17 protein-coding genes are annotated in these 20820 nt (G+C 59.7%); 4 read left to right on the forward strand and 13 right to left on the reverse strand.

Features of this window, described 5'->3' with window-relative positions; translation table 11 throughout:
• Positions 1-60: 60 nt before the first annotated feature.
• The 12 genes from CSV91_RS06715 to CSV91_RS06770 form a co-directional block, all read right to left on the reverse strand.
• Positions 61-894: a PTS system mannose/fructose/sorbose family transporter subunit IID gene (locus tag CSV91_RS06715; protein ID WP_099432282.1), complete on the reverse strand. Its 834-nt coding sequence runs from the start codon at positions 892-894 to the stop codon at positions 61-63.
• On the reverse strand, positions 875-1648 hold the full coding sequence (locus CSV91_RS06720) for a PTS mannose/fructose/sorbose/N-acetylgalactosamine transporter subunit IIC (protein WP_099432285.1): 774 nt from the start codon (positions 1646-1648) through the stop codon (positions 875-877). The genes CSV91_RS06715 and CSV91_RS06720 overlap by 20 nt, the downstream gene beginning before the upstream one ends.
• 58 nt (positions 1649-1706) lie before the next feature.
• Positions 1707-2189 (reverse strand): PTS sugar transporter subunit IIB, encoded by a 483-nt coding sequence (locus CSV91_RS06725; RefSeq protein WP_099432286.1) that lies wholly within the window; start codon positions 2187-2189, stop codon positions 1707-1709.
• A 57-nt stretch (positions 2190-2246) separates the two neighbouring features.
• Positions 2247-2666, reverse strand: a complete 420-nt coding sequence (locus tag CSV91_RS06730) for a PTS sugar transporter subunit IIA (protein ID WP_035137739.1) — start codon at positions 2664-2666, stop codon at positions 2247-2249.
• Between the two features lie 46 nt (positions 2667-2712).
• Positions 2713-3774 carry an SIS domain-containing protein gene (locus tag CSV91_RS06735; RefSeq protein ID WP_099432287.1) on the reverse strand — a complete coding sequence of 354 codons (1062 nt, stop codon included), beginning with the start codon at positions 3772-3774 and terminating at the stop codon, positions 2713-2715.
• 60 nt (positions 3775-3834) lie between these two features.
• On the reverse strand, positions 3835-4950 hold the full coding sequence (locus CSV91_RS06740) for an SIS domain-containing protein (protein ID WP_099432288.1): 1116 nt from the start codon (positions 4948-4950) through the stop codon (positions 3835-3837).
• A gap of 194 nt (positions 4951-5144) precedes the next feature.
• Entirely contained in the window at positions 5145-5858 is a 714-nt protein-coding gene (locus CSV91_RS06745) for a GntR family transcriptional regulator (protein WP_099432289.1), read from the reverse strand.
• Positions 5843-6610, reverse strand: coding sequence for a GntR family transcriptional regulator (locus CSV91_RS06750; protein WP_099432290.1), 768 nt, complete (start codon positions 6608-6610; stop codon positions 5843-5845). The genes CSV91_RS06745 and CSV91_RS06750 overlap by 16 nt, the downstream gene beginning before the upstream one ends.
• Before the next feature lie 38 nt (positions 6611-6648).
• A complete protein-coding gene (locus CSV91_RS06755) occupies positions 6649-7137 on the reverse strand; it encodes a hypothetical protein (protein ID WP_099432291.1) in 489 nt (162 codons plus the stop codon).
• Positions 7138-7454: 317 nt separating this feature from the next.
• Positions 7455-8393: an AEC family transporter gene (locus CSV91_RS06760; protein ID WP_099432292.1), complete on the reverse strand. Its 939-nt coding sequence runs from the start codon at positions 8391-8393 to the stop codon at positions 7455-7457.
• A 331-nt stretch (positions 8394-8724) separates the two neighbouring features.
• Positions 8725-11253, reverse strand: a complete 2529-nt coding sequence (locus tag CSV91_RS06765) for a phosphoketolase family protein (RefSeq protein WP_099432293.1) — start codon at positions 11251-11253, stop codon at positions 8725-8727.
• A gap of 204 nt (positions 11254-11457) precedes the next feature.
• Positions 11458-12486, reverse strand: a complete 1029-nt coding sequence (locus tag CSV91_RS06770; RefSeq protein ID WP_099432294.1) for a LacI family DNA-binding transcriptional regulator — start codon at positions 12484-12486, stop codon at positions 11458-11460.
• Positions 12487-12669: 183 nt separating this feature from the next.
• Between CSV91_RS06770 and murB the strand changes: the two genes are divergently transcribed.
• Positions 12670-13632, forward strand: coding sequence for a UDP-N-acetylmuramate dehydrogenase (murB, locus tag CSV91_RS06775; RefSeq protein WP_099432295.1), 963 nt, complete (start codon positions 12670-12672; stop codon positions 13630-13632).
• 230 nt (positions 13633-13862) lie between these two features.
• Here the strand turns inward: murB and CSV91_RS06780 are convergent, their stop codons facing one another.
• The gene (locus CSV91_RS06780; RefSeq protein WP_099432296.1) at positions 13863-15068 is read right to left on the reverse strand and encodes a coiled-coil domain-containing protein; all 1206 of its coding nucleotides are present in this window, start codon (positions 15066-15068) and stop codon (positions 13863-13865) included.
• Between the two features lie 266 nt (positions 15069-15334).
• On the opposite strand from CSV91_RS06780, the gene galE reads away from it, so the two are divergent.
• The 3 genes from galE to glgP all read left to right on the forward strand — a co-directional run bounded on the left by galE (position 15335) and on the right by glgP (position 20519).
• Positions 15335-16396 (forward strand): UDP-glucose 4-epimerase GalE, encoded by a 1062-nt coding sequence (galE, locus tag CSV91_RS06785; protein WP_006235870.1) that lies wholly within the window; start codon positions 15335-15337, stop codon positions 16394-16396.
• A gap of 208 nt (positions 16397-16604) precedes the next feature.
• The gene (gene malQ, locus CSV91_RS06790; RefSeq protein ID WP_232049582.1) at positions 16605-18122 is read left to right on the forward strand and encodes a 4-alpha-glucanotransferase; all 1518 of its coding nucleotides are present in this window, start codon (positions 16605-16607) and stop codon (positions 18120-18122) included.
• A 129-nt stretch (positions 18123-18251) separates the two neighbouring features.
• Positions 18252-20519, forward strand: coding sequence for a glycogen/starch/alpha-glucan family phosphorylase (gene glgP / locus CSV91_RS06795; protein ID WP_099432298.1), 2268 nt, complete (start codon positions 18252-18254; stop codon positions 20517-20519).
• Positions 20520-20820: the final 301 nt, after the last annotated feature.

The raw sequence follows: 20820 nt of genomic DNA on the forward strand, positions 1-20820 counted from the left end.
AAAAAACGGCGACCGCAATGGGTCGCCGTTTCCCTTGGGGGCAGAATAGAACGCAGGAGCCTACGCCAGCACGCCGAAGAACGCGCCGACGATGCCCACGACCATGGTGGCCACGATCAGCACCATGGGGTTGATCTTCTTGGACAGCAGCCAGTAGTACAGCCAGAAGGCGAGCATGCCGAGCATGCCGGGCATGATGCCGTCCAGGATGTCCTGGAGGGTCTGGGCGTCCTCGCCCGAGCCGATGGCCACCGGGATGCTGGCCCAGAACATGTCCTTGCACATGGCGCCCACGACCATGACGCCCACGATGCCGACGCAGGTCATGATCTTCTGCATGAGGCCGGTCCTCTGGGCCTCGTCCAGGAAGCCCACGCCCAGCTCGTAGCCCTTGACGGCGCCCCAGACGCGCAGCGCGAAGCCGGGGACGTTGTAGATGAGCAGGAAGGCGATGGGGCCGAAGGGGTTGCCGGCCTGGCACAGGCTGATGCCCACCGCGGCGGCGACCACGCGCAGCGTCGACAGGAAGATGGAGTCGCCGATGCCGGACAGCGGGCCCATGAGGGCGGCCTTGACGTCGTTGACGCTCTCGGGCTCGATCTCGCCGCGGGCGACCTTCTCCTCCATGGCCATCGCGATGCCGCCGACGAACGGGGCGAACTGGACGGTGATGTTGAAGAACGCGCAGTGGCGGTGCAGGGCCTCGGCGTAGTCGTCGGGGCGGCCGGCGTAGATCTTCTTGAGCATGTTGGCGACCATCAGGCAGAAGGCGATGTTCATCTGCTTGTAGTAGGTCCAGGAGAACTCCATGCCCAGGGCGCCGACGTTGACGGCGCTCTTGACGAGGTCGGAGCGCGTGATCTTGTTCTCGGGACTAGAAGTCATCGTCCTCATCCCCTTCCGCGGAGAGCTGGGGCTGGGCTCCGCCCAGGCCGAGCAGGTCGAACTTGTCGATGCCGATGATGATGGCGATCAGGGCGACGCCCAGGACGGGCACGTTGGCGTAGGAGCACAGCAGGAAGCCCAGGAAGTAGAAGGGCACGAGCTGCTTGGTGAGCACCAGGCGGCCGAGCATGGCGAAGCCCATGGCCGGCAGGATGTTGGCGGCAACGCCAAAGCCAGCAAGGACAAAGGGCGGGATGAAGTCGAGCATGCCCTGGATAGCGTCAGCACCCAGATAGAACGACAGCGAGCACAGCAGGAACGCCATGATGACACCGGTGGAACCGATCAGGAAGTGCATCGCATAGACACCCTTAAGGTTGCCCTGGCCGGAGAAGACATCAGCGCGGTCAACCAAGATCGGCAGGGCGGCGTTGAGGATGTTCTTGATGGCAAGGCACAGCGTGGCGATGGGCATAGCGAGCGCGATGGCTGCCTCGGTGCTCTGGCCCAGCTGGATAGCGAAGGCACAGGCGAGCACGCCGCCGATCGTCTCATCAGGCGGCACGTAGGCGCCGATGGAGATCGAGCCCATGAACAGCAGCTCCAGGCTCGCACCGATCGCGAGACCAGACTGCAGGTCCCCCAGCACCAGGCCCACGAGCGGGCACAGGACGATGGGGCGGAACGCGTAGAGCGTACCGAGCTGGTAGTCGAACTTACCAAATGCGGCGATAAGTCCGATGAGGATTGCTTGGGTAAGCATATATCCCCCTTTCCTAATAGGACACTACGAAGAGCTCAGGCTCTTCGAATTCAAACGCCTAGAGCACGCTTGCGCAGTCAACCTTGGGGTCATCGGCAAGGGGTCGAATCTCGACCTCAACGCCACGATCCAGCATCTCGCGCACATCGGCTTCCTCGGCCGCGGTCAGGAAGATCTGACGAGAGACCTGACGAGCGTCGGGACGCTTCTCGTCCTTGGGCTTGGTGTTACCCAAGTTGACCGACTTGATCTGCGGGCAGCCCTCAACAAGCTGCTTTGCCTCAGCGATGGTGGCGACGCAAATGATCATCTTGTACTTGTCGGTCACGCCCGAATTGATAGCTTCGATGGCATGCTCCATATCTTTGATGACGAGCTTACAGCCGGCAGGCTTGCCCATCTTGAGCGTCGTCTTCCACACCGGGTCGTTGGCGACCTTATCGCCCACGCAGAAGATGCAGTTGGAGCCAAGGCCCTGAACCCAGGAAACTGCGACCTGGCCATGAAGCAGGCGATGGTCAACGCGAAGTAGCTGAATCATAATGTGACCCCCCAAAGGTCTTGCGCCGTCTTACGGCATGTCAATAGGTGCTGCGGATTAGAACTCTTCTTCCTCGTCGTCATCGACCAACAGGTCGTTGACAAACTTCACGCGCGTGTCGTCCGCAGCGACGATAGCGCGAATCGTCTCCTCAACCGGCGCCGACTCGTCAGAGAACAGCAGTTGGATGAGCAGAGGAAGGTTCATGTTGGTAACGAGGTACGTGCGGGGACGCGTCTGGACGATCTTGGTGAACTCGTTGTTGACGCTGCCGCCAAAGAGGTCGGTGCAGACAACGACATCATCGTCGGCAGACATGCCTGCCAGCAGTTTTTGGGCCTCCTCGGCCACGTCCATGCGGCCATCGACGAACATCGAAAGATCGTGGACGTTGTCGCGAGCGCCCGAGAGCAGCTCGACGCTCTCCTTGATACCGGTAGCGAAGTGCGCATGGCTGGCGATGATGTACTGTCTCATTCTGTGTTCCTCTCAATAGCCCGGCACGTTCCCGCACCCGTTTTCTTTAGTAGTCGAACTGGTGATAGTAGCGACGATACTTGAGGTTATGCTTGGTGACCGTCTCGTAGTAGCGAGCCAGGCGGTCGGTCACGAGCACCGTCAGAATCCACGGGGAGACGATGACGCGGAACTCGTCGTCAAGGCCGGGGATCGCGAACTCGGCGGTGTCGATGATGTTGATGTCGGTGTCGCCGGTCACGCCGCGGGTCAGGAAGGCGCGGACGCGCTCGTCGAGCTTGCGGTTCTCGTCCTCGCCCATGAACAGGAACACGGGGACGCCGGGCTCCACGAGCTCGAGGGTGCCGTGGAAGAAGTCTGCCGAGGTGATGTAGCGGGTGCGCTTCCACTGCATCTCCTCCAGGATGCACATCGAGAACAGGATCGTCTCGCCCCACAGGGCGCCCGAGCCGATGAACATGGTGTAGGGGGCCAGGGCGTACTTCTTGGCGAGCTCCTCGGCGCGCGGCTCGAAGCTCTTGCGGATGTCGAGCATGTCCTTCCAGATGTCCTTGGTCTGCTCGATAAACAGGTCAAACTTGGGGAAGCAGCCACGGCGGTTGAGCAGGCGCAGGCCGAAGCAGTCGGCGAGGTAGTAGCCCTTCTCGCAGCCGCCCGAACCATGATCAGAAGCCATGGCAACGCAGTTCTCGGCACCGACAGCCTGGCCGATGGGGCCCTCGGGCTTGGTCATGGCGTAGACGCGCACGCCCATGTCCTTCATCTTCTTGACGGCCTCGAGGACCTCGGGGGTGGTGCCGGACTCGGAGGCGGTGAGCACGACGGACTTCTCGGTCATGCGCTTGTGGCCCATGGCGTTCCACTCGGCGGCGTGAATCAGGTAGACCTCGAGGTCGCGGTCGCCGAACTTGTTCATGAGGTACTCGAGCTGCATGAGCTCGTCCCAGGTGCCGCCGACGCCCATCAGGAACACGGCGTCGTAGCCCTCGTCGGCGACCTTGTCGGCGAGCGCGGTCATCTTCTTGCCGGTCTCGTAGAGCGCCTTGCCGTCCTCGAGATAGCCCTCCTGGTCGAAATGCATGATCTCGATCTTCTCGGTTTCCTTCATTTGTCTCTCCTTTCTGGGGTTGTTTCCACATCCCCCATGCCAACGGGCATCAAAACCCGCTTACATTCCGTAACACTCAGCCGCTTTGGCCTTAAGCGCATTGACTGACTCTTCGTAGCCCTCTGCCTTGACCTCCATTTGCTTGGAGACGGCATCGAGATACGGGTGCACGTCCCATGACTTCAGACGCTCGGCGATCATTGCCGCAATCGTCTGGAAGAACACAAGATTGGGAATCGCGCTGAGCAGCGGAGCCACCTGAGGCACCGCAACCTCGTGAGCCCTACCCCTGGGATGGGCCGTGAGCAGCACCGTTTTTGTCGTAACGTTCGATAGCGCATCGGCGATATTCGCAAGACGCTCCGACCCCTGCGGATCGTCGACAATAAACACCAGATAGCCCGGAACGATCTGCATCTCGGGACCGTGGACGAACTCCTCGCCTTCGTGATGCATGGCAGGAATCTTGATGGTCTCGCTCAGCTTGAGCGCTGCCTCCTCGGCAACACCGTAGTTGGGGCCGTTGCCGACGACCATGGCGGGCATGTGCTCAGAAAGCTCGAGCATGTGGCCTTGGACATATGCCTCGGCGGTCTTGCACATCACGGCATTGGCCTGGATAGCCTCGCGCAGGTCGTCAAGACGCTGGGCAACGCCCTTGGCGTCAATCGTTCCGCGCGCCTGACCGCCGTAAATACCAAAGAGCACCAGGTACTCAACGAGAACCTCGACGCCCAGCGTCACAAAGTCCACCGACTCGACGCCCACACCGTAGTCAAGAACGATGTCAGTGTGCTCCTTGATGGGTGCCTCGACGTTTGCCGTGAGCGCAACTGCAGCCATATCGTGTGCGCGCATGTAATCGAGCGCCGCAATCGTATTGGTCGAATAACCACTCTGCGAGACGGCGATGTTGAGCGCATGCTGCGGATAGGTGTGTTCAAAATCGACGAAGGCCTCGGGCGTCACAACGGACACCTGCATCTGCAGCGCATCTTGCAGGTAATCGCGGGCGCAATCGGCGGCATGGCGCGACGAACCCGAAGCAACGATGCGCAGCGCGTCAAAAGAACCGGACTGGAAAATATCAACGAGCTGCGCTACCAGCTCAGACGAACGCTCGAGGTTCTCTCCCATACGCACATGAGCGAGTTGAACGTAATCGAGCATCTTCATCGTCTCACCTCGTAACAAATCATTAGTATTTGATATCAATCACGGTTACAGGTTACGGCTTTTTGATACCTCTTTGTCGATTAATCTATCCCCTTCGGCGAACGGTCGATTTTGAGCCCTGTAAGGTTGTATATACGGCTGACCCAACGATCAAAAACCGGTTAGTTTCCCAGCCGTTATTCACAAAACACCAGCTAGTACGTATAGGTATATCCACCCGCATCACCGCGGTTAAACGACTTGACGTACTCGATCGCCTGGCCGCTCGCATCGAAGCTCACGCACTCCAGCGTCAAGGCAAGATCGCCCTGCTCCAGCCCAAGCAGGCCGGCATCTCGCGCGCCCAGCGCTTCGATATCGAGCTTTTCCTGTGCCATGACCGGCTTTCGGCCCAACATCTCATAGGTCTCGTACAAACTGAAGACCGACACGTCAATATCTTCGATTGTGGGAAACAGCAGGCACGGGATGAACGCCGTCTCAATCGATACGGGATCGCCGTTGACGCAGTTCAAACGCCGAATCGAATACAGCAAATCGTCCTCGGCAATGCCAAACAGGTTGGCATAATATGGGCCCGCATAACGCTTGGAACGCGCGAGGATACGGACGGACGGCTCGCCACCCGAAGCACGAACCGATTCGCGAAAGCCTCCTGTTCGCTCGTACGCAACGGGCACTTTCTGTGCCACAAACGCGCCCTTTCCGCGGACGCGTCGAATCTGCCCACGCCGAACCAGCTCATCGACAGCACTTCGGATGGTCAAGCGTGTCGTACCAAATTCCTCGGCGAGGTCTTTTTCGGACGGAATCATGGAACCCGTGGGATATATACCGCGCTCGATGCGCTCTTCAATGCGACGTCGTATGCGCATATAAACCGGGGTGGCATCTACTGTTTCAGCCATTGTTCACCTGCCACACTCCTCATGCCGTTCTTTTCGCCGTTGTCGGCAAAGCGGAACTTTGTGGGCAAAATCACCGATTTGCAATGCTCCACAAAACGCATGTCCTTATCAAATTCAATCGTGCTCTCATAGAACACCGGCGTTCCCTCTTCTTGCTGGAGCAGCTTGGCCTCTTCGGCGTTCAACCGCGAAATGGAGATATGCTCACGTCCATGCTCAACACGCACGCCACCTTCTTTGAGCAAGACATCGTAAAGGCTCTCACACTCAAAATCGTGCTCGGGAAGCGATGGGCACAGGGACAGGCTAACGTGAGCGGTCTCGATTGACGCCGGCTCGCCCTCAATAAGTCGAACGCGCTGCATGCGGAGTAAGGGAGCGCCTACAGCCACCCCAAGCTTGTCAGCAAGCGCCTCATCTGCCTCGATGGTCCCGGTGGAAACCAGACGAGAAGAGGGGTGCAGGCCGGCAGTCCGTACAGCATCGGAAAAGTTATACGTTTCTTGGAAGATGTTCAGCGGCTTGGGAGGACACACATACGTACCCGATCCGCGACGGCTCTCGAGCGTTCCGCACGAGATGAGCCGCGTGATACCAGCGCGCAACGCCGTACGCGAAACGCCAATCTCTTCGCACAGCACGCGCTCGGCCGGCAGGCGATCGCCGCCGGCAAGCTGGTGGTGCTGGATATACCAAAGAATTCCCTCAACAGCACGATCTTTGGGGGGAATTGCATAAGATTCGCCTGCCATTGCACAGACTCCTCATTCAGAAACGTATGTCACCAAAATTAGGCCAGCCCTCCCATGGCATCAAATTCGGCCTTGATCTTCTCGGCGACATTCCGATACGACTTATATAGGCTTGAATCGCGTTTGACTTCGTCGGTCATAACGGGAATTTCTAATTTGGAAACTTCGTCTTTTCCCGTCTGAACCGCCACAACAACGCCCATACCAAGACACATATTACGCTTGGCAGCGTTCATTTTTGCCGCCTTAGCGGGATTTGCCAGAATACGCTGCGCAAATTCCTGTTTAGAGACCGCTTCTTCGGCCTCCGGATCGCCCGCCTCGGCTACTTCGCACTGAAGCACGTCCGCATAGTCAAAAATCTTTGGCTGCGCGCCGCGCTGATGCACAGCCCACTTGCGGCGCGTGGCATCCTGATAGATAGCCGGCAAAAATGTAAACCGCGGCGGGTCCAAAATCGTATCCGTGATGGTAAACACATCGGGATCAAAGGCATCCTGCGGGTTTTTCTTCTTGAACAGCCCCATATCAGCCTCCCGTACTAGCATTAAACAACTCAAGCCAAATATAGCACCAATTTCAAGCCGCCGCTTTACCGCATCGGTGCATGGCGTCTATAGCTCGCTCAGCGGAAAAGTTTACAGACGAGGGCGGGGGCGGGGTGCTTGGTTTTGGAAGTGGGCTTCGCGAACTTCCAAAACCAAGCACCCCGCCCCGGCCCCGGCAATGTAGTCTTGGCTGACCATAGTTAGATGCACAGTTTCCAAGGCAACGTAAGCAAAATCCCCATTGCATAAAAAAGAATCAGCCCCCGCATATCGAAACGGTCGAGAGGGCCGCATGCCTACCCGCACAGCGTGGTTACGAGTGGGATAGTCAGAATGGAGCAGATGATCGACAAAAACGTGCACTGCATCATGGGGCGCGCATCCTTACCGTATTGTAGGCAGTACAGCGTACCGTTGCTGCCCACCGGCATTGCCATCTCGAGCACAAGCGTCGCGATAAACATGGGCGTCATGCCGGGCCACAAGCGCGCGACGGCAAGACATGCCGTCGGCACGACAACCAGGCGAAATGCCACGGCGACATAGGCACGCCAGTTGGTGAGCATCTCGAGCGGACGGTACTTGGCGATAGACGACCCCATGAGCAACAATGCCGCCGGAGTGGTCATGGTGCCAACGATGGAAATCGAGTCGCCCAACACGCCCCAATCGGTCCATCCGGTTAGCACGATCCCAAGCACAACAGCACTTGCAATGAGACCAGGACTCTTGCAGCAGGCGGCAATATTGCGCATCTGCTTTTTAAGGCCACCATCCATTCCGCTGAATAACATGGCGCCGACGGTAAACATAAGAATGTTTAGGGGGATAAGCGCAATCGATGCATACAACAGCGCTTGTTTTCCCAACACCGCCGAAATAACCGGAAAACCGATAAACCCGGCATTACCGAAAAGCACGGCGAAGCGATACGAGCATTCCGTCCCTTTGGGAACGCGAAGAGCAGCGGTGACGGCAAACGCAATAACGATCGCCACCACATACATCACAAAGGACAGACCCATGAGCGAAAACGTATCGGCAATGCTCGGAAGCTTCACACCATCGCCCAGCGCTGACGAAAGTACCAAGCACGGTAGCGCCACCTGCAACAGCAGATGCGACAGCTCGCGCTCGAACTCCGCTTTCATAAACCCCAGCTTGGCGATACACCACCCCAACAAAATAGGCAACGAAACCGTCAACATCTGAAGCGCCACACTTGTAAAGCTCATGCTACCCCCTTATCTATTCCACGATATTCCACGAGGGCCGGGGCGCCTGCTTTGTTTTGAGAAGTGGGCTCCGCGAACTTCTCAAAACAAAGCAGGCGCCCCGGCCCCAGCAATGTAATCTTGGCTGACCAAAGTTATATGCACAGTATCCAAGGCAGCGTCAGCAAAGTCTCCATTACTTTAAAAATTATCAGCCCCCGCATATCGAAACGGTCGAGAGAGCCTTGCCCGGCGGGGTGGCCTTGCTCCGGGAAGTTCGCGAAGCCCACTTCCCGGAGCAAGGCCACCCCGCCGGGCAAGGCCCCAGCGCGAGACCGTCCCGGATGCCTACCTACTCGTTGTCGCCCGCGGTCATTTGCGTTGCGGAGAGCGCGCCGTCGGCAGCGGTTGCGGCTGCGGCGTCGGGCCAGACCCAGTCGGTAAAGGCCGGATGATCGAAGCCCTCGTCGCACGCGAACTCAAAGGCCTCGGTGCGGAAGGCCTCCCACTCATCAATCTGCTCGGCGAACTTATCGGCGTCGACCATGCGCAGCACGTCGGCGGCCAGGGCCCAGCGGTCCATGTTGTTCAGGCGCAGCATGTCGAACGGCGTGGTCGTGGAGCCCTTCTCCTCGTAACCGTGGACGCGGAAGGCGTCGTGGCCGGGACGGTTCCAAATCAGACGGCGGATCGTGCCGGCATAGGCGTGGAATGCGAAGAGCACGGGCTTCTCGCCGCAGCCGAACAGCTCAGCCCAGCGTTCATCGCTGATGGCCTGGTCGTTCTCGCAGACGTTCTGGATCTTGAGCAGATCAACCACGTTGACGAACCACACCTTAATGCCTAGCTCGCGCAGCATATCGGTTGCGGCCAGAGCCTCGAGCGTCGGCACGTCACCGCAGGTCGCAACCACGACGTCGGCCTCGGCGAGTGAGCCAGCGGTCGATGCCCACTTCCAGGTCGCGACGCCCTCGGCGAGCTCGGCCTTTGCCTCGTCGACCGTCTGGAAGGTCGGGGCGGGCTGCTTGCCGCAGAAGATGGCGTTGACGCAGTCGGTGGACTGGTAGACGCGCTCGGCCACGGCAAGGGCCATGTTAGCGTCGGCCGGATAGTAGGCATTCACGATGTGCGTGTCGTTGGCCTTGTTGAGCAGCAGGTCGATAAAGCCGGGGTCCTGGTGCGAGAATCCGTTGTGGTCCTGGCGCCAGACATGGCTCGACAGCAAAATGTTAAGGCCGCTAATGGGAGCACGCCACGGAATCTCGCGCTTGGTAGCCTCGAGCCACTTGCAGTGCTGGTTGACCATGGAGTCGACCACATGGACAAAGCTCTCGTAGGAGCTCCACACGCCGGAGCGGCCGGTGAGCACGTAGGCCTCGAGGAAGCCCTCGCACTGGTGCTCGGAAAGCTGCTCGACAACCTTACCGGAGCCTGCCAGCAGCTCGTCGTTGGCCTCGTCCTCGTAGAAGCCGGCATCCCACTGCTTCTTGGTCACCTTGTAGGCAGCCTGCAGGCGGTTAGACGCGGTCTCGTCGGGACCGAAGATGCGGAAGTCGTCCATGTTCTTGGCCAGGACGTCGGCAGTGTACTCGCCAAAGACGCGGGCGGCCTCGGTGGAGCCCCAGCCGTGACCCTTCTCGGCGACGGGGATCTCGTGGGCGTGGATATCGGGCAGTTCGAGCTCGCGGCGCACCTTGCCGCCGTTTGCATTGGGGTTGGCGCCGATGCGCAGCTCGCCGGTCGGCATAAAGGCCGTCACCTCGGGGCGCACCTGGCCCTCGGGCGTAAAGAGTTCCTCGGGCCTGTAGGAGCGCAGCCACTCGCGTAGCACGCGGAAGTGCTCGTGGGTGTCCTTGGCGCTCGCCAGCGGCACCTGATGCGCGCGCCAGGAGTCCTCGGTCTTCTTGCCGTCGATGTGCTTGGGGCAAGTCCAGCCCTTGGGCGTACGGAACACGATCATGGGATAGGCCGGGCGGACCACGGTCTCGCCCGCGGCTGCCTGGGCCTGAGCGGTGGCCTTGATGTCGCAAATCTCGTCAAAGACCTGCTCAAACAGGGCGGCGAAACGCTCATGGATGCTCGCGTGACTCTCGTCGTCAAAGCCAGCGACAAAGAAGTGCGGCTTGTAGCCCATGCCCTCAAAGAACTTGGTGAGCTCCTCGTCGGACACGCGGGCGAGGATGGTGGGGTTGGCGATCTTGTAGCCGTTGAGGTGCAGGATCGGCAGGACGATACCGTCGGTTGCCGGGTTCACGAGCTTGTTGGACTGCCAAGAGGTCGCAAGCGGACCGGTCTCGGACTCGCCGTCGCCCACCACGGCCACGGCCAGCAGGCTCGGGTTGTCCATGACGGCGCCGTAGGCGTGGCTGAGCGTGTAGCCGAGCTCGCCGCCCTCGTGGATGGAGCCGGGCGTCTCGGGCGCAAAGTGGCTCGGGATGCCGCCGGGATAGGAGAACTGGCGGAAGAACTTCTGCAGGCCGGCCTCATCATTGGTGATGTCGGGGCGGATCTCACGGTAGGTGCCATCGAGCAGCGACTGGGCGGTGCCGGCGGGACCACCGTGGCCCGGGCCCATCAGGAAGATGGCGTTCTGGTTGTGATCGGCAATAAGGCGGTTGACGTGGCCGAACAGGAAGTTAATGCCGGGCGTGGTGCCCCAGTGACCGACCAGGCGGTGCTTAACGTCCGGACGACCAAAGTCGCGCACCTCACCGGTTTTCTCGTCAACAAAGTCGGGGCGCATCAGCGGGTTGGAGCGAAGGTAAATCTGGCCGACGGACAGGTAGTTCGATGCGCGCCAATACAGGTCGACGCCCTCGAGCTCGGAAGCGGGAACCTCATGTCCCAGTTTTTGCCACGGCGTTCCCAGTGTTTTAGCCATTGTTTATGTCCCTTCACTGCGCGGTCGCCTTCCGATACGGCAACCTTTCGTTGGGACTAGTATATTTGCTAAAACGTTTTATCATGGTGAAAAAACGTTTTATCATCTTTATCGATCCCATCGATCGGCAAAACGCGACATTCACCTGCGGCATTATCTGTCACAGGTACTCCACATTCAATCTGCATGAATTGGTAAACGTGTTTAGTTGTGTTTAGTAAGCTCGAGCACACTGTCCTTAACGATAAGCGCCGGCTCCAGAACGACCTCTTCGGCACGCCTACCGCCCCTACCGGCAAGACGCTTGGACATGCAGCCAAAAGCATGCTCCGCAAGGACACCAGGATCCTGCTCAATCGCGGTCAGCGCCGGCTCAAAGAGGACGTCGGCTGCCGAGTTGTCATAGCTTACAACCGAGATATCGCCCGGGATGCTCTTCCCCATCTCATGCAGGCGCTTGAGCAGACCCAGCGCAATGTTGTCCGAGCTTGCGAACACGGCGGTGGCGTCAGTTGCGAGCACCGCCTCCGAGGCCTCGTAGGCACTCGAAATGTAGTACTCGCTCTCAAACTCCAAACGCGCGTCGATCGGCAGGCCAACCTCGCGCAGCGCGCGCTCATAGCCGGCAAGTCGCTTGCGGCCCGTATTGGAACGGCGGGCATTAACCAGGCAGGCAATACGGCGGTGGCCTTGCTCGATCAGATAGCGGGTGGCCATATAGCCGCCCATCTCGTGGTCGAACATCACCTTGTCGCACTCGAGCCCCTCAATGGCACGGTCGACCATTACGGCCGGGATGGGCAGGTGGCTGACTTCTTCGCGCAGGGCGCGGTCGTCGGAGAACTCGTCACCCACCACCAGGAAGACGCCATCAACGCCGCGCGTCACCAGCTGGCGCAGCAGCTCCAGATCGTCATCGGCGCTTCCGCCCGAGCTGGTAATGAAGAGCGCATAGCCGTCCTCGCGGCAGCGCTTTTCCAGGCTACCGGCGAGCGAGGCAAAAAAGCGGCTCTCGATGTTAGGGACGATAAGGCCCAGCGTGCGCGACTCGCGCATGACCAGGCTGCGCGCAATCTGGTTGGGAACATAGTGGTTGCGCGCCGCGACCTCTTTGATGAGCTTGCGGTTTTCTTCCGAGATGCGACAGGGCCGATTATTGAGAACAAGCGAGACCGACGAGGGGGAAAGCCCCACCTCCTGGGCGATCTGCTTGAGGGTGACTTTGTTGGCCATCTCGCTCCTTCCGGGTTTACGCGCAATCTCTTGAAAGTATAGCGACTACCCCTCTACCTCGGTGATAAACACTTTACCAATCCGGTGGACGGCTGTTTTATCGCCGCCAGCGCACCAAATCCGTCCGGGTGGGGTATATTGCAATCGATTGATGACAACGACCACCAAAAGGCGGATATTCGTATGCACGAGAACGACTTTTTTAACGAGGACCTGCTGTGCGCGCTCGCTGGCGTTGCCGGCGAGGACAACGTGCTGATGAGCGAGCCCATGCGCGAGCACACCACGTTTAAGATCGGCGGCCCGGCCGACGTCTTTGTCACGCCCGATACCGAGCAGGGCCTCGTCGCCACGCTCGATACCTGCTATCGCTGCGACCTGCCACTCACCATCGTGGGCAACGGCTCCGACTTGCTCGTCGGCGACAAGGGCATCCGCGGCGTCGTCGTAGCGCTGGGCGAGGGCCTCTCCAACATTACGGTCAACGGCACGCACGTCACGGCGGCAGCCGGCGCCTTGCTTTCCGATGTCGCCGCGGCGGCAGCCGAGGCCGGTCTCACCGGCATGGAGCCCATCTCGGGCATTCCCGGATCGGTCGGCGGCGCCTGCTACATGAACGCCGGAGCTTACGGTGCCTGCATGGCCGATGTACTGGAGTCCGTGCGCGTCTACAAACCTGCTCGCCAGCTCGACGACGGCACCCGCGGCAGCGGCAATATCATTGAGTTCGATGTCGACGAGCTCAACCTGGGTTATCGCAAGAGCCGCATCGCCGACGACGGCTTCATCGTGCTTTCGGCCACTTTCAATCTCGCCCCGGGCAACGCCGCGATGATCAAGGCCGACATGGATGACTACCGCCAGCGCCGCGAGGACAAGCAGCCGCTCGACATGCCGAGCGCCGGCTCCACCTTCAAGCGCCCCGAGGGCTACTTTGCCGGCAAGCTCATCATGGACGCCGGCCTGCGAGGACACGCCATCGGCGGCGCGCAGGTGAGCGAAAAGCACTGCGGCTTCATCGTCAACGCCGACCACGCCACCGCCGCCGATGTCGACGAACTCATCCGCCACATCCAAACAACCGTCAAAGACCAATTCGACGTAGACCTAGAACCCGAAGTCCACCGAGTAGGCGAATTCCTCTAATAAAAAAGAAGGCCCCGAAAAGGGCCTTCGCCATATTTATTCAGACAACCAGTCCGATGTGTGACGCATTGGATCCGAGAGGTCCGTGGCTGCCCGGAAGGCATTAGGTTGATCGCGAGTTCCGCACGAGCCGGAGAGCACTTAATGTGCTCTCCGTGCGAGCAGGACTGTCCGAGCAGGCAACCTAATGCCTTCCGGGCAGCCACGGACCAACTTACTTCAAACCGCCGTTACGACAGCGCGATACCGCCGAGCCAGCCCCAACGCACGCCAGAGCCAGTACCATAAAAGCTAATGAACGAATCAAGCGACTTAGACGTAATGGCACCCTCGTTGCTCATAACGATGCCGCCGCCAACGTAGATACCCACATGACCGTAGATAAGGCCCGGAGCACCCGTGCCGCTGTGCGAGGAATCGGCCACGATCATGCCCACCTGCAGCGCCGAGCGGTCGGAGCTATAGCACCAGGCGTTGAACATGTCACACGCGTTGCCGCCAAAATAGCCCACGCCGGCATTGCGGAAGACGTTGGTAACCCAGGCAGCACACCAGCCCTGGCCGGGAGAAGGCGTCGAGTAGCACGCATTGACGACGGCCTGCTGCTTGCCCGAACCGCCCGTCTGTTGCGGGATGCCGCCGGCATACGAGCCGCCACCCGAGCTCGAGCCACCCGAAGAAGAGCCCGTGTTCGCAGAGGCCGCGGCTGCCGCAGCCGCCTTCCTAGCGGCCTCCTCAGCCTGGGCGGCAGCGAGGATCTCGGAATCGCGCTGAGCCATGAGCTCCTTGACGTCGTCGGAAAGACCGTTCAGTACGGTCTGGACTTCTTGCTGCTTGGCCTGCATATCCTGCATCTGAGCCGTCTGCTGGTCCTTGAGTTTCTCCAGGTCGGCCTTTTGTGATTCGAGCTCGGTCTTCTGTGCGTCGAGCTCGGCCTGAATCGTCTGGATGTCCTCGATGGCATCGCGGTCGCTCTTGTTGATCTTCTCAACGTAATGCGCGTTGGCGACGAGTTCCTCAAACGAGCCAGAGGCCAGCAGCAGCGACAGGATGTTCGTGCCGCCGGACTTGTAGCTGGCGGCCACGCGATCGGAAAGGTCGTTGCGCTTCTTCTTGAGCTCGGCCTTCTTTTCATCGATCTGGGCCTGCGTGTCGTCAATCTTGCCCTGGACATTCTCGATGTCGTTGAGGGTCTGGGCATTCTTGTTGGCCAGCGCCGCATACTCATTTGCGATGCTGTCGAGCTGGGCCTGAACCTCGTCGAGCTGGGCTTGGGCGGCATTCAGTTTATCGGTGGTTTCTTTGGATGCCTCCGCCGCATGGGCGCGAGTGGGCAGGCCAAAAAGAAATGCCGCAGAAGCGGCGCCGAACAGGGCCTTGAGGGCAGTGCGGCGCGAGAGCTCCTGGGAAAGGATGGAATCGCTGTTTGGTGACATATGTACTCCGTTACATGCTTATTTATATGTCGCTCAACTCATACATATTAGCGTACATATGGCGCGTCCCAACGATTTCCACGAACGGCAGGAAACTGCAAGGTCGGCGGCTCGTAAGCAATTGTCAAATTTGAGGTAACAATTGAGCAAGCTCTTCTATGAGTACGTTAACATACTCCTCTGCTTTTCCTACAGCGCACGATTTGGGCGTCCCCGCCTGCGCTATACTCCCCTCTAGAAGTGTTCCTGATTCGATAGGAGACTACATGTCCAAAGCACTCGACCCCAAAGACACCTGCGTCCTCGTTACCGGTGGCGCCGGCTTTATCGGCTCGCACACCGTCGTTCAGCTGCTCGAGGGTGGCTATCAGGTCGTCATCGTCGATGATCTCTCCAACTCCAGCGCCGTCGCCGTCGACCGCGTCAAGACCATCGTGGGCGACGAGGCCGCCAAGAACCTCACCTTCTACGAGGCCAACGTGCTCGACCGCGATGCGATGAACAAGATCTTCGATACCCATCAGATCGACCGCGTCATCCACTTTGCCGGCTTTAAGGCCGTCGGCGAGTCGGTGAGCAAGCCCGTCGAGTACTACCACAACAACATCGAGAACACCCTGGTGCTCATCGACGTCATGCGCAACCATGGCTGCAAGTCCATCATCTTCTCGAGCTCCTCGACCGTCTACGGCGACCCGGACAACCCGCCCGTCACCGAGGAGGATCCCAAGAAGCCCGCGACCAACCCCTATGGTTGGACCAAGTGGATGATCGAGCAGATCCTTATGGACGTCCACACCGCCGACCCCGAGTGGGACGTCGTGTTGCTCCGTTACTTCAACCCCATCGGCGCTCATCCGTCGGGCCTGATCGGCGAGGATCCCAAGGGCATCCCCAACAACCTGGTGCCCTATGTCGCCCAGGTCGCCGTGGGCAAGCTCGAGGCCGTTCAGGTCTTTGGCAACGACTACCCCACCCCCGACGGCACCGGCGTGCGCGACTACATCCACGTGTGCGATCTGGCCTCTGGTCACGTTGCCGCCCTTAACTGGATGAACGGCAAGACCGGCGTCGAGATCTTTAACCTGGGCACCGGCACCGGCACCTCGGTACTCGAGGTCGTCGCCGCCTTCTCCAAGGCTTGCGGCAAGGAGCTGCCCTACGTGATCCGCGAGCGCCGCGCCGGCGACATCGCTGCCAACTGGTGCGATGCCTCCAAGGCCGAGCGCATGATGGGCTGGAAAGCCCAGTACGACATCGCGGACATGTGCCGCGATAGCTGGAACTGGCAGAGCCACAACCCCAACGGCTTCGCCGACGCCGAGTAGCAAAAACCTACATACCGTTCTTGCCCCGATCTCACGTTGTGAGGTCGGGGCTTTTTCATGGCATGTAGCCATTCGCCGAAAATCGACCAACTTTTTTATCTTGCCTGTACATGTTTAAACAACATGTTTTACAATAGGCGTATCGAATCAGAACATCGGAGGCGGACTGCATACCCATCGGCAGGCCGACCCCACAACAAGAAGGTTGGTGAGCGCATTCATGGAGCGTGCAAGCGGCGTCCTCATGCCCGTCTCATCTCTGCCCGGACCATACGGAATCGGCGGCTTTGGCTGGAATGCCTACGACTTCGTCGATTTTCTCGCCTCGTGCAAACAACATTACTGGCAGATTCTGCCCCTTACGACGACCAGCTATGGCGATTCGCCCTATCAGTCGTTCTCGGCCCGCGCAGGCAACCCCAACTTTATCGACTTTGCCGAGCTTATCGAGGCAGGGTATCTGGAGCAGCGCGATATCGATGGCGTGTATCTGGGATCCGACCCCAGCAATGTCGACTACGGTGCTATCTTTGGCGGCCGCCGTCAGATTCTCGACCGCGCCGCTGAGCGCTTTGCTGCCGACAAGCCGGCCGATTTCGATGACTTTATCCAGGCCAACGAGGACTGGCTCATCCCCTACTGTGAGTTCATGACCGTCAAAGAGGAGTGCGGTCTCAAGGCGTTTTGGGAGTGGCCCGCGGAGCTCCGCACCCGCGGCGAGGCTACCGCCAAGGTCTGCGCCGACCATCCGGCGCGTATGCTCTACCACCAGATGACGCAGTACTTCTTCGATCGCCAGTGGAGCCGCCTCAAGGCCTATGCCAACGAGCGCGACATTCTTATCATCGGCGACCTACCCATCTATGTCTCGCGTGACTCCGTCGAGATGTGGGCGACACCCGAGCTCTTTAAGATCGACGCCGCCGGCAATCCCGTGAGCGTCGCCGGCACGCCGCCCGACCAGTTCTCGGCCACCGGCCAGTACTGGGGCAACCCCATCTACGACTGGGACGCCATGGAGGCCGACGGCTTCTCCTGGTGGGAGGGCCGCATTCGCGCCGCCCTCGACATGTACGACGTCATCCGCCTGGATCACTTCCGCGGCTTCGAGGCCTATTGGGAGGTGCCGTTCTCCTCGCCCGATTCGTCCTACGGTTCGTGGACGCAGGGTCCCGGCCTCAAGCTCTTCAAGACGCTCGAGGAAAAGCTCGGCACGCTGCCCATCATCGCCGAGGACCTGGGCTTCCTCACCCCCGGCGTCATCGACATGCGCGACAACTCAGGCTTCCCCGGCATGAAGATCCTGCAGTTTGCCTTTGAGGGCACCAACTCGTACTACCTGCCGCACAACTACATTGCCAACACCGTCGCCTACGTGGGCACCCACGACAACGAGACGGCGCGCGGCTGGTTTGAGGGAACGGCCACCCCGCGTCAGCGCGAGCAGGCAGCCCTGTACACCCATCAGCAGGCCGGCGAACCCATGGCAGATGCACTCAATCGCACCATCGCCGCCAGCGTGAGCGACACGTGCATCTACACCATGCAGGACCTGCTTAACCTGGGCAATGAGGCGCGCATCAACACCCCTGCCACCCTGGGCGGCAACTGGACCTGGCGCATGCTCGACGGCGCCATCACCCGCGAGCTCGAGCACAAACTCACCGACTGGACCGAGACCTACTTCCGCATCCCGTCGGAAGCCGAAATCGAGCTTCCTCAATAGGAGCTACCGCGCCCGACCCCTCCCCACCGTGCGGACGCGCTTGCTTTTCCCGCGCGAGGCCACCCCAATCCCCTCGCGCGGGATTCTTTTGAATTTCTGACATGTAGTCAACTCACCACAGGAGGAAACATGCCCCGCATCAATCTCGCGGATCTTGCCGAGCAGTCCTTTGGAACTTCGCTCGAGCAACTCGATGACCGCCGCATTTACAAACTGCTGGTCAAGCTCGTGCAGGAGCGCTCTGCCGCCTGCCCGCTCAACAACGGCAAGAAAAAGCTCTATTACATTTCCGCCGAATTTTTGATCGGCAAGCTGCTCATCAACAACATGATCGACCTCGGCATCTACGACGAGGTTAAGGACCAGCTCACCGCCGCAGGCCACGACCTCAACAAGATCGAGGAGTTCGAGGTCGAGCCGTCGCTCGGCAACGGCGGCCTGGGCCGCCTGGCCGCGTGCTTCCTGGATTCCATCGCCACGCTGGGCTTGACCGGCGATGGCGTGGGCCTCAACTATCACTACGGTCTGTTCCGTCAGCGCTTTGTCGACAACCAGCAGAAGGCCGTCCCCGACGAGTGGCTCGGTGAGCAGGACATCCTAGTCGACGATGACCGCTCCTACACCGTCGAGTTCGGCGATTTTGCCGTTACCTCCAAGCTCGTCAACATCGACGTGCCCGGTTACGGCCAGCCCACCAAGAACCGCCTGCGCCTGTTCGACCTGGCGAGCGTCGACGACGGCCTGGTCCCCGGCAGCTCCATCGACTTCGACAAGACCGAGATCGCCAAGAACCTCACCTTGTTCCTCTACCCCGACGATTCCGACGAGCAGGGCCGTCTGCTTCGCATCTACCAGGAATACTTCATGGTGAGCAACGCCGCCCAGCTCCTGATCGACGAGGCCATCGAGCGCGGCAGCAACCTGCACGATCTGGCCGACTACGCCGTGGTCCAAATTAACGACACGCACCCCACCATGGTCATCCCCGAGCTCGTTCGCTTGCTCACCACCGAGCATGGCATCGAGTTTGATGAGGCCGTGACCATCGTACGCTCCATGGTCGCCTACACTAACCACACGATTCTTGCCGAGGCGCTCGAGAAGTGGCCGCTCGCCAGCCTGCAGAAGGTCTCCCCTGCCATCGCCGACATTATCGTCAAGCTCGATGAGATCGCGAAGGCCGAGCACGATGACCCGCGCGTCGCCATCATCGACGAATACGACACCGTCCACATGGCCCACATGGACATCCACTTTGGCTTCTCCATCAACGGCGTAGCCGCCCTCCACACCAAGATCCTGGAGGACACCGAGCTTCATCCGTTCTACGAGATCTATCCCGAGAAGTTCTCCAACAAGACCAACGGCATCACCTTCCGCCGCTGGATCCATGGGGCCAACCCCGCGCTCGCCAGCCTGCTCGACGATGTGATCGGCACCGACTGGCGCAGCACCGGCGATCTGAGCAAACTCGCCAAGTTCGCCGACGACAAGGATGTTCTTGAGCGCCTGGCCGCCACCAAGACCGAGGCCAAGGCCATCATGCGCCAGTTCATGGCGCTCGAGCAAGGCGTGACTATCCCGTCCAACGCCATCATCGATGTTCAGGTCAAGCGTATCCACGAGTACAAGCGCCAGCAGATGCTCGCACTCTACATCATCTGGAAGTACCTCGATATCAAGAACGGCAACAGACCTAAGCACCCCGTCACCATCATCTTTGGCGGCAAGGCGGCGCCTGCCTACACTATCGCGCAGGACATCATCCATCTGATCCTGACGCTGTCGCAGTGGATTGCAAACGACCCCGACGTGGCTCCCTACCTGCAGGTTGTCATGATCGAGAACTACAACGTCACTGCCGCCGAGCGCGTGATCCCCGCCGCTGACATCTCCGAGCAGATCAGCCTGGCCTCCAAGGAGGCGAGCGGCACCTCCAACATGAAGTTCATGCTCAACGGCGCCCTAACCCTGTGCACGCTCGACGGTGCCAACGTGGAGATTGCCGAGCTCGTGGGCGACGAGAACATCTATACCTTTGGTGCCTCGTCCAAACAGGTCGAGCAGCTCTACGCCGACGGCACCTATGACGCCGGTGTGCTCTACCGCAAGCCCGGCATTAAACTGCTGGTGGACTTCATCACCAACCCGGCCTTTATGGCGACCGGCAACGCCGAGCGCCTGCAGCGCCTGCACGACGACATTAAGGGCAAGGACTGGTTTATGGCCCTGCTCGACATTGAGGAGTACATCCAGACCAAGGAGCGCGTGCTGGCCGACTACGAGGACCAGGACGCCTGGATGCGCAAGGCGCTCATCAATATCGCCAACGCCGGCACCTTCTCGTCCGACCGTACGATCTCCCAGTACAACGACGAGATCTGGCACCTGAGCTAGCTCATTCCCCTTACCCATCCTCTTGAGAAACGGAGTCGTGGCAACACGGCTCCGTTTTTTGTGCCCGCACGTTACCCTGTGATCCGACTCGGCCAAACAATCTCGATCCGTAACAATTACTCAACCAAAACGGTCCCAGCCGTTACAGATTGAGACATACCGGCCCCTCCCCTTGGGTTTATCTCAATCTGTAACATCTAGCAGGTGTAATTCGCCTTTGGTGTTACAGATTTAGATGAAATGGTTGGCACAGCGGAACCGTCTCGATCTGTAACATCTAACGTCCGAAATCGGCCCTACC

The sequence above is a fragment of the Collinsella aerofaciens genome (assembly GCF_002736145.1).
GTDB lineage: Bacteria > Actinomycetota > Coriobacteriia > Coriobacteriales > Coriobacteriaceae > Collinsella > Collinsella aerofaciens_A.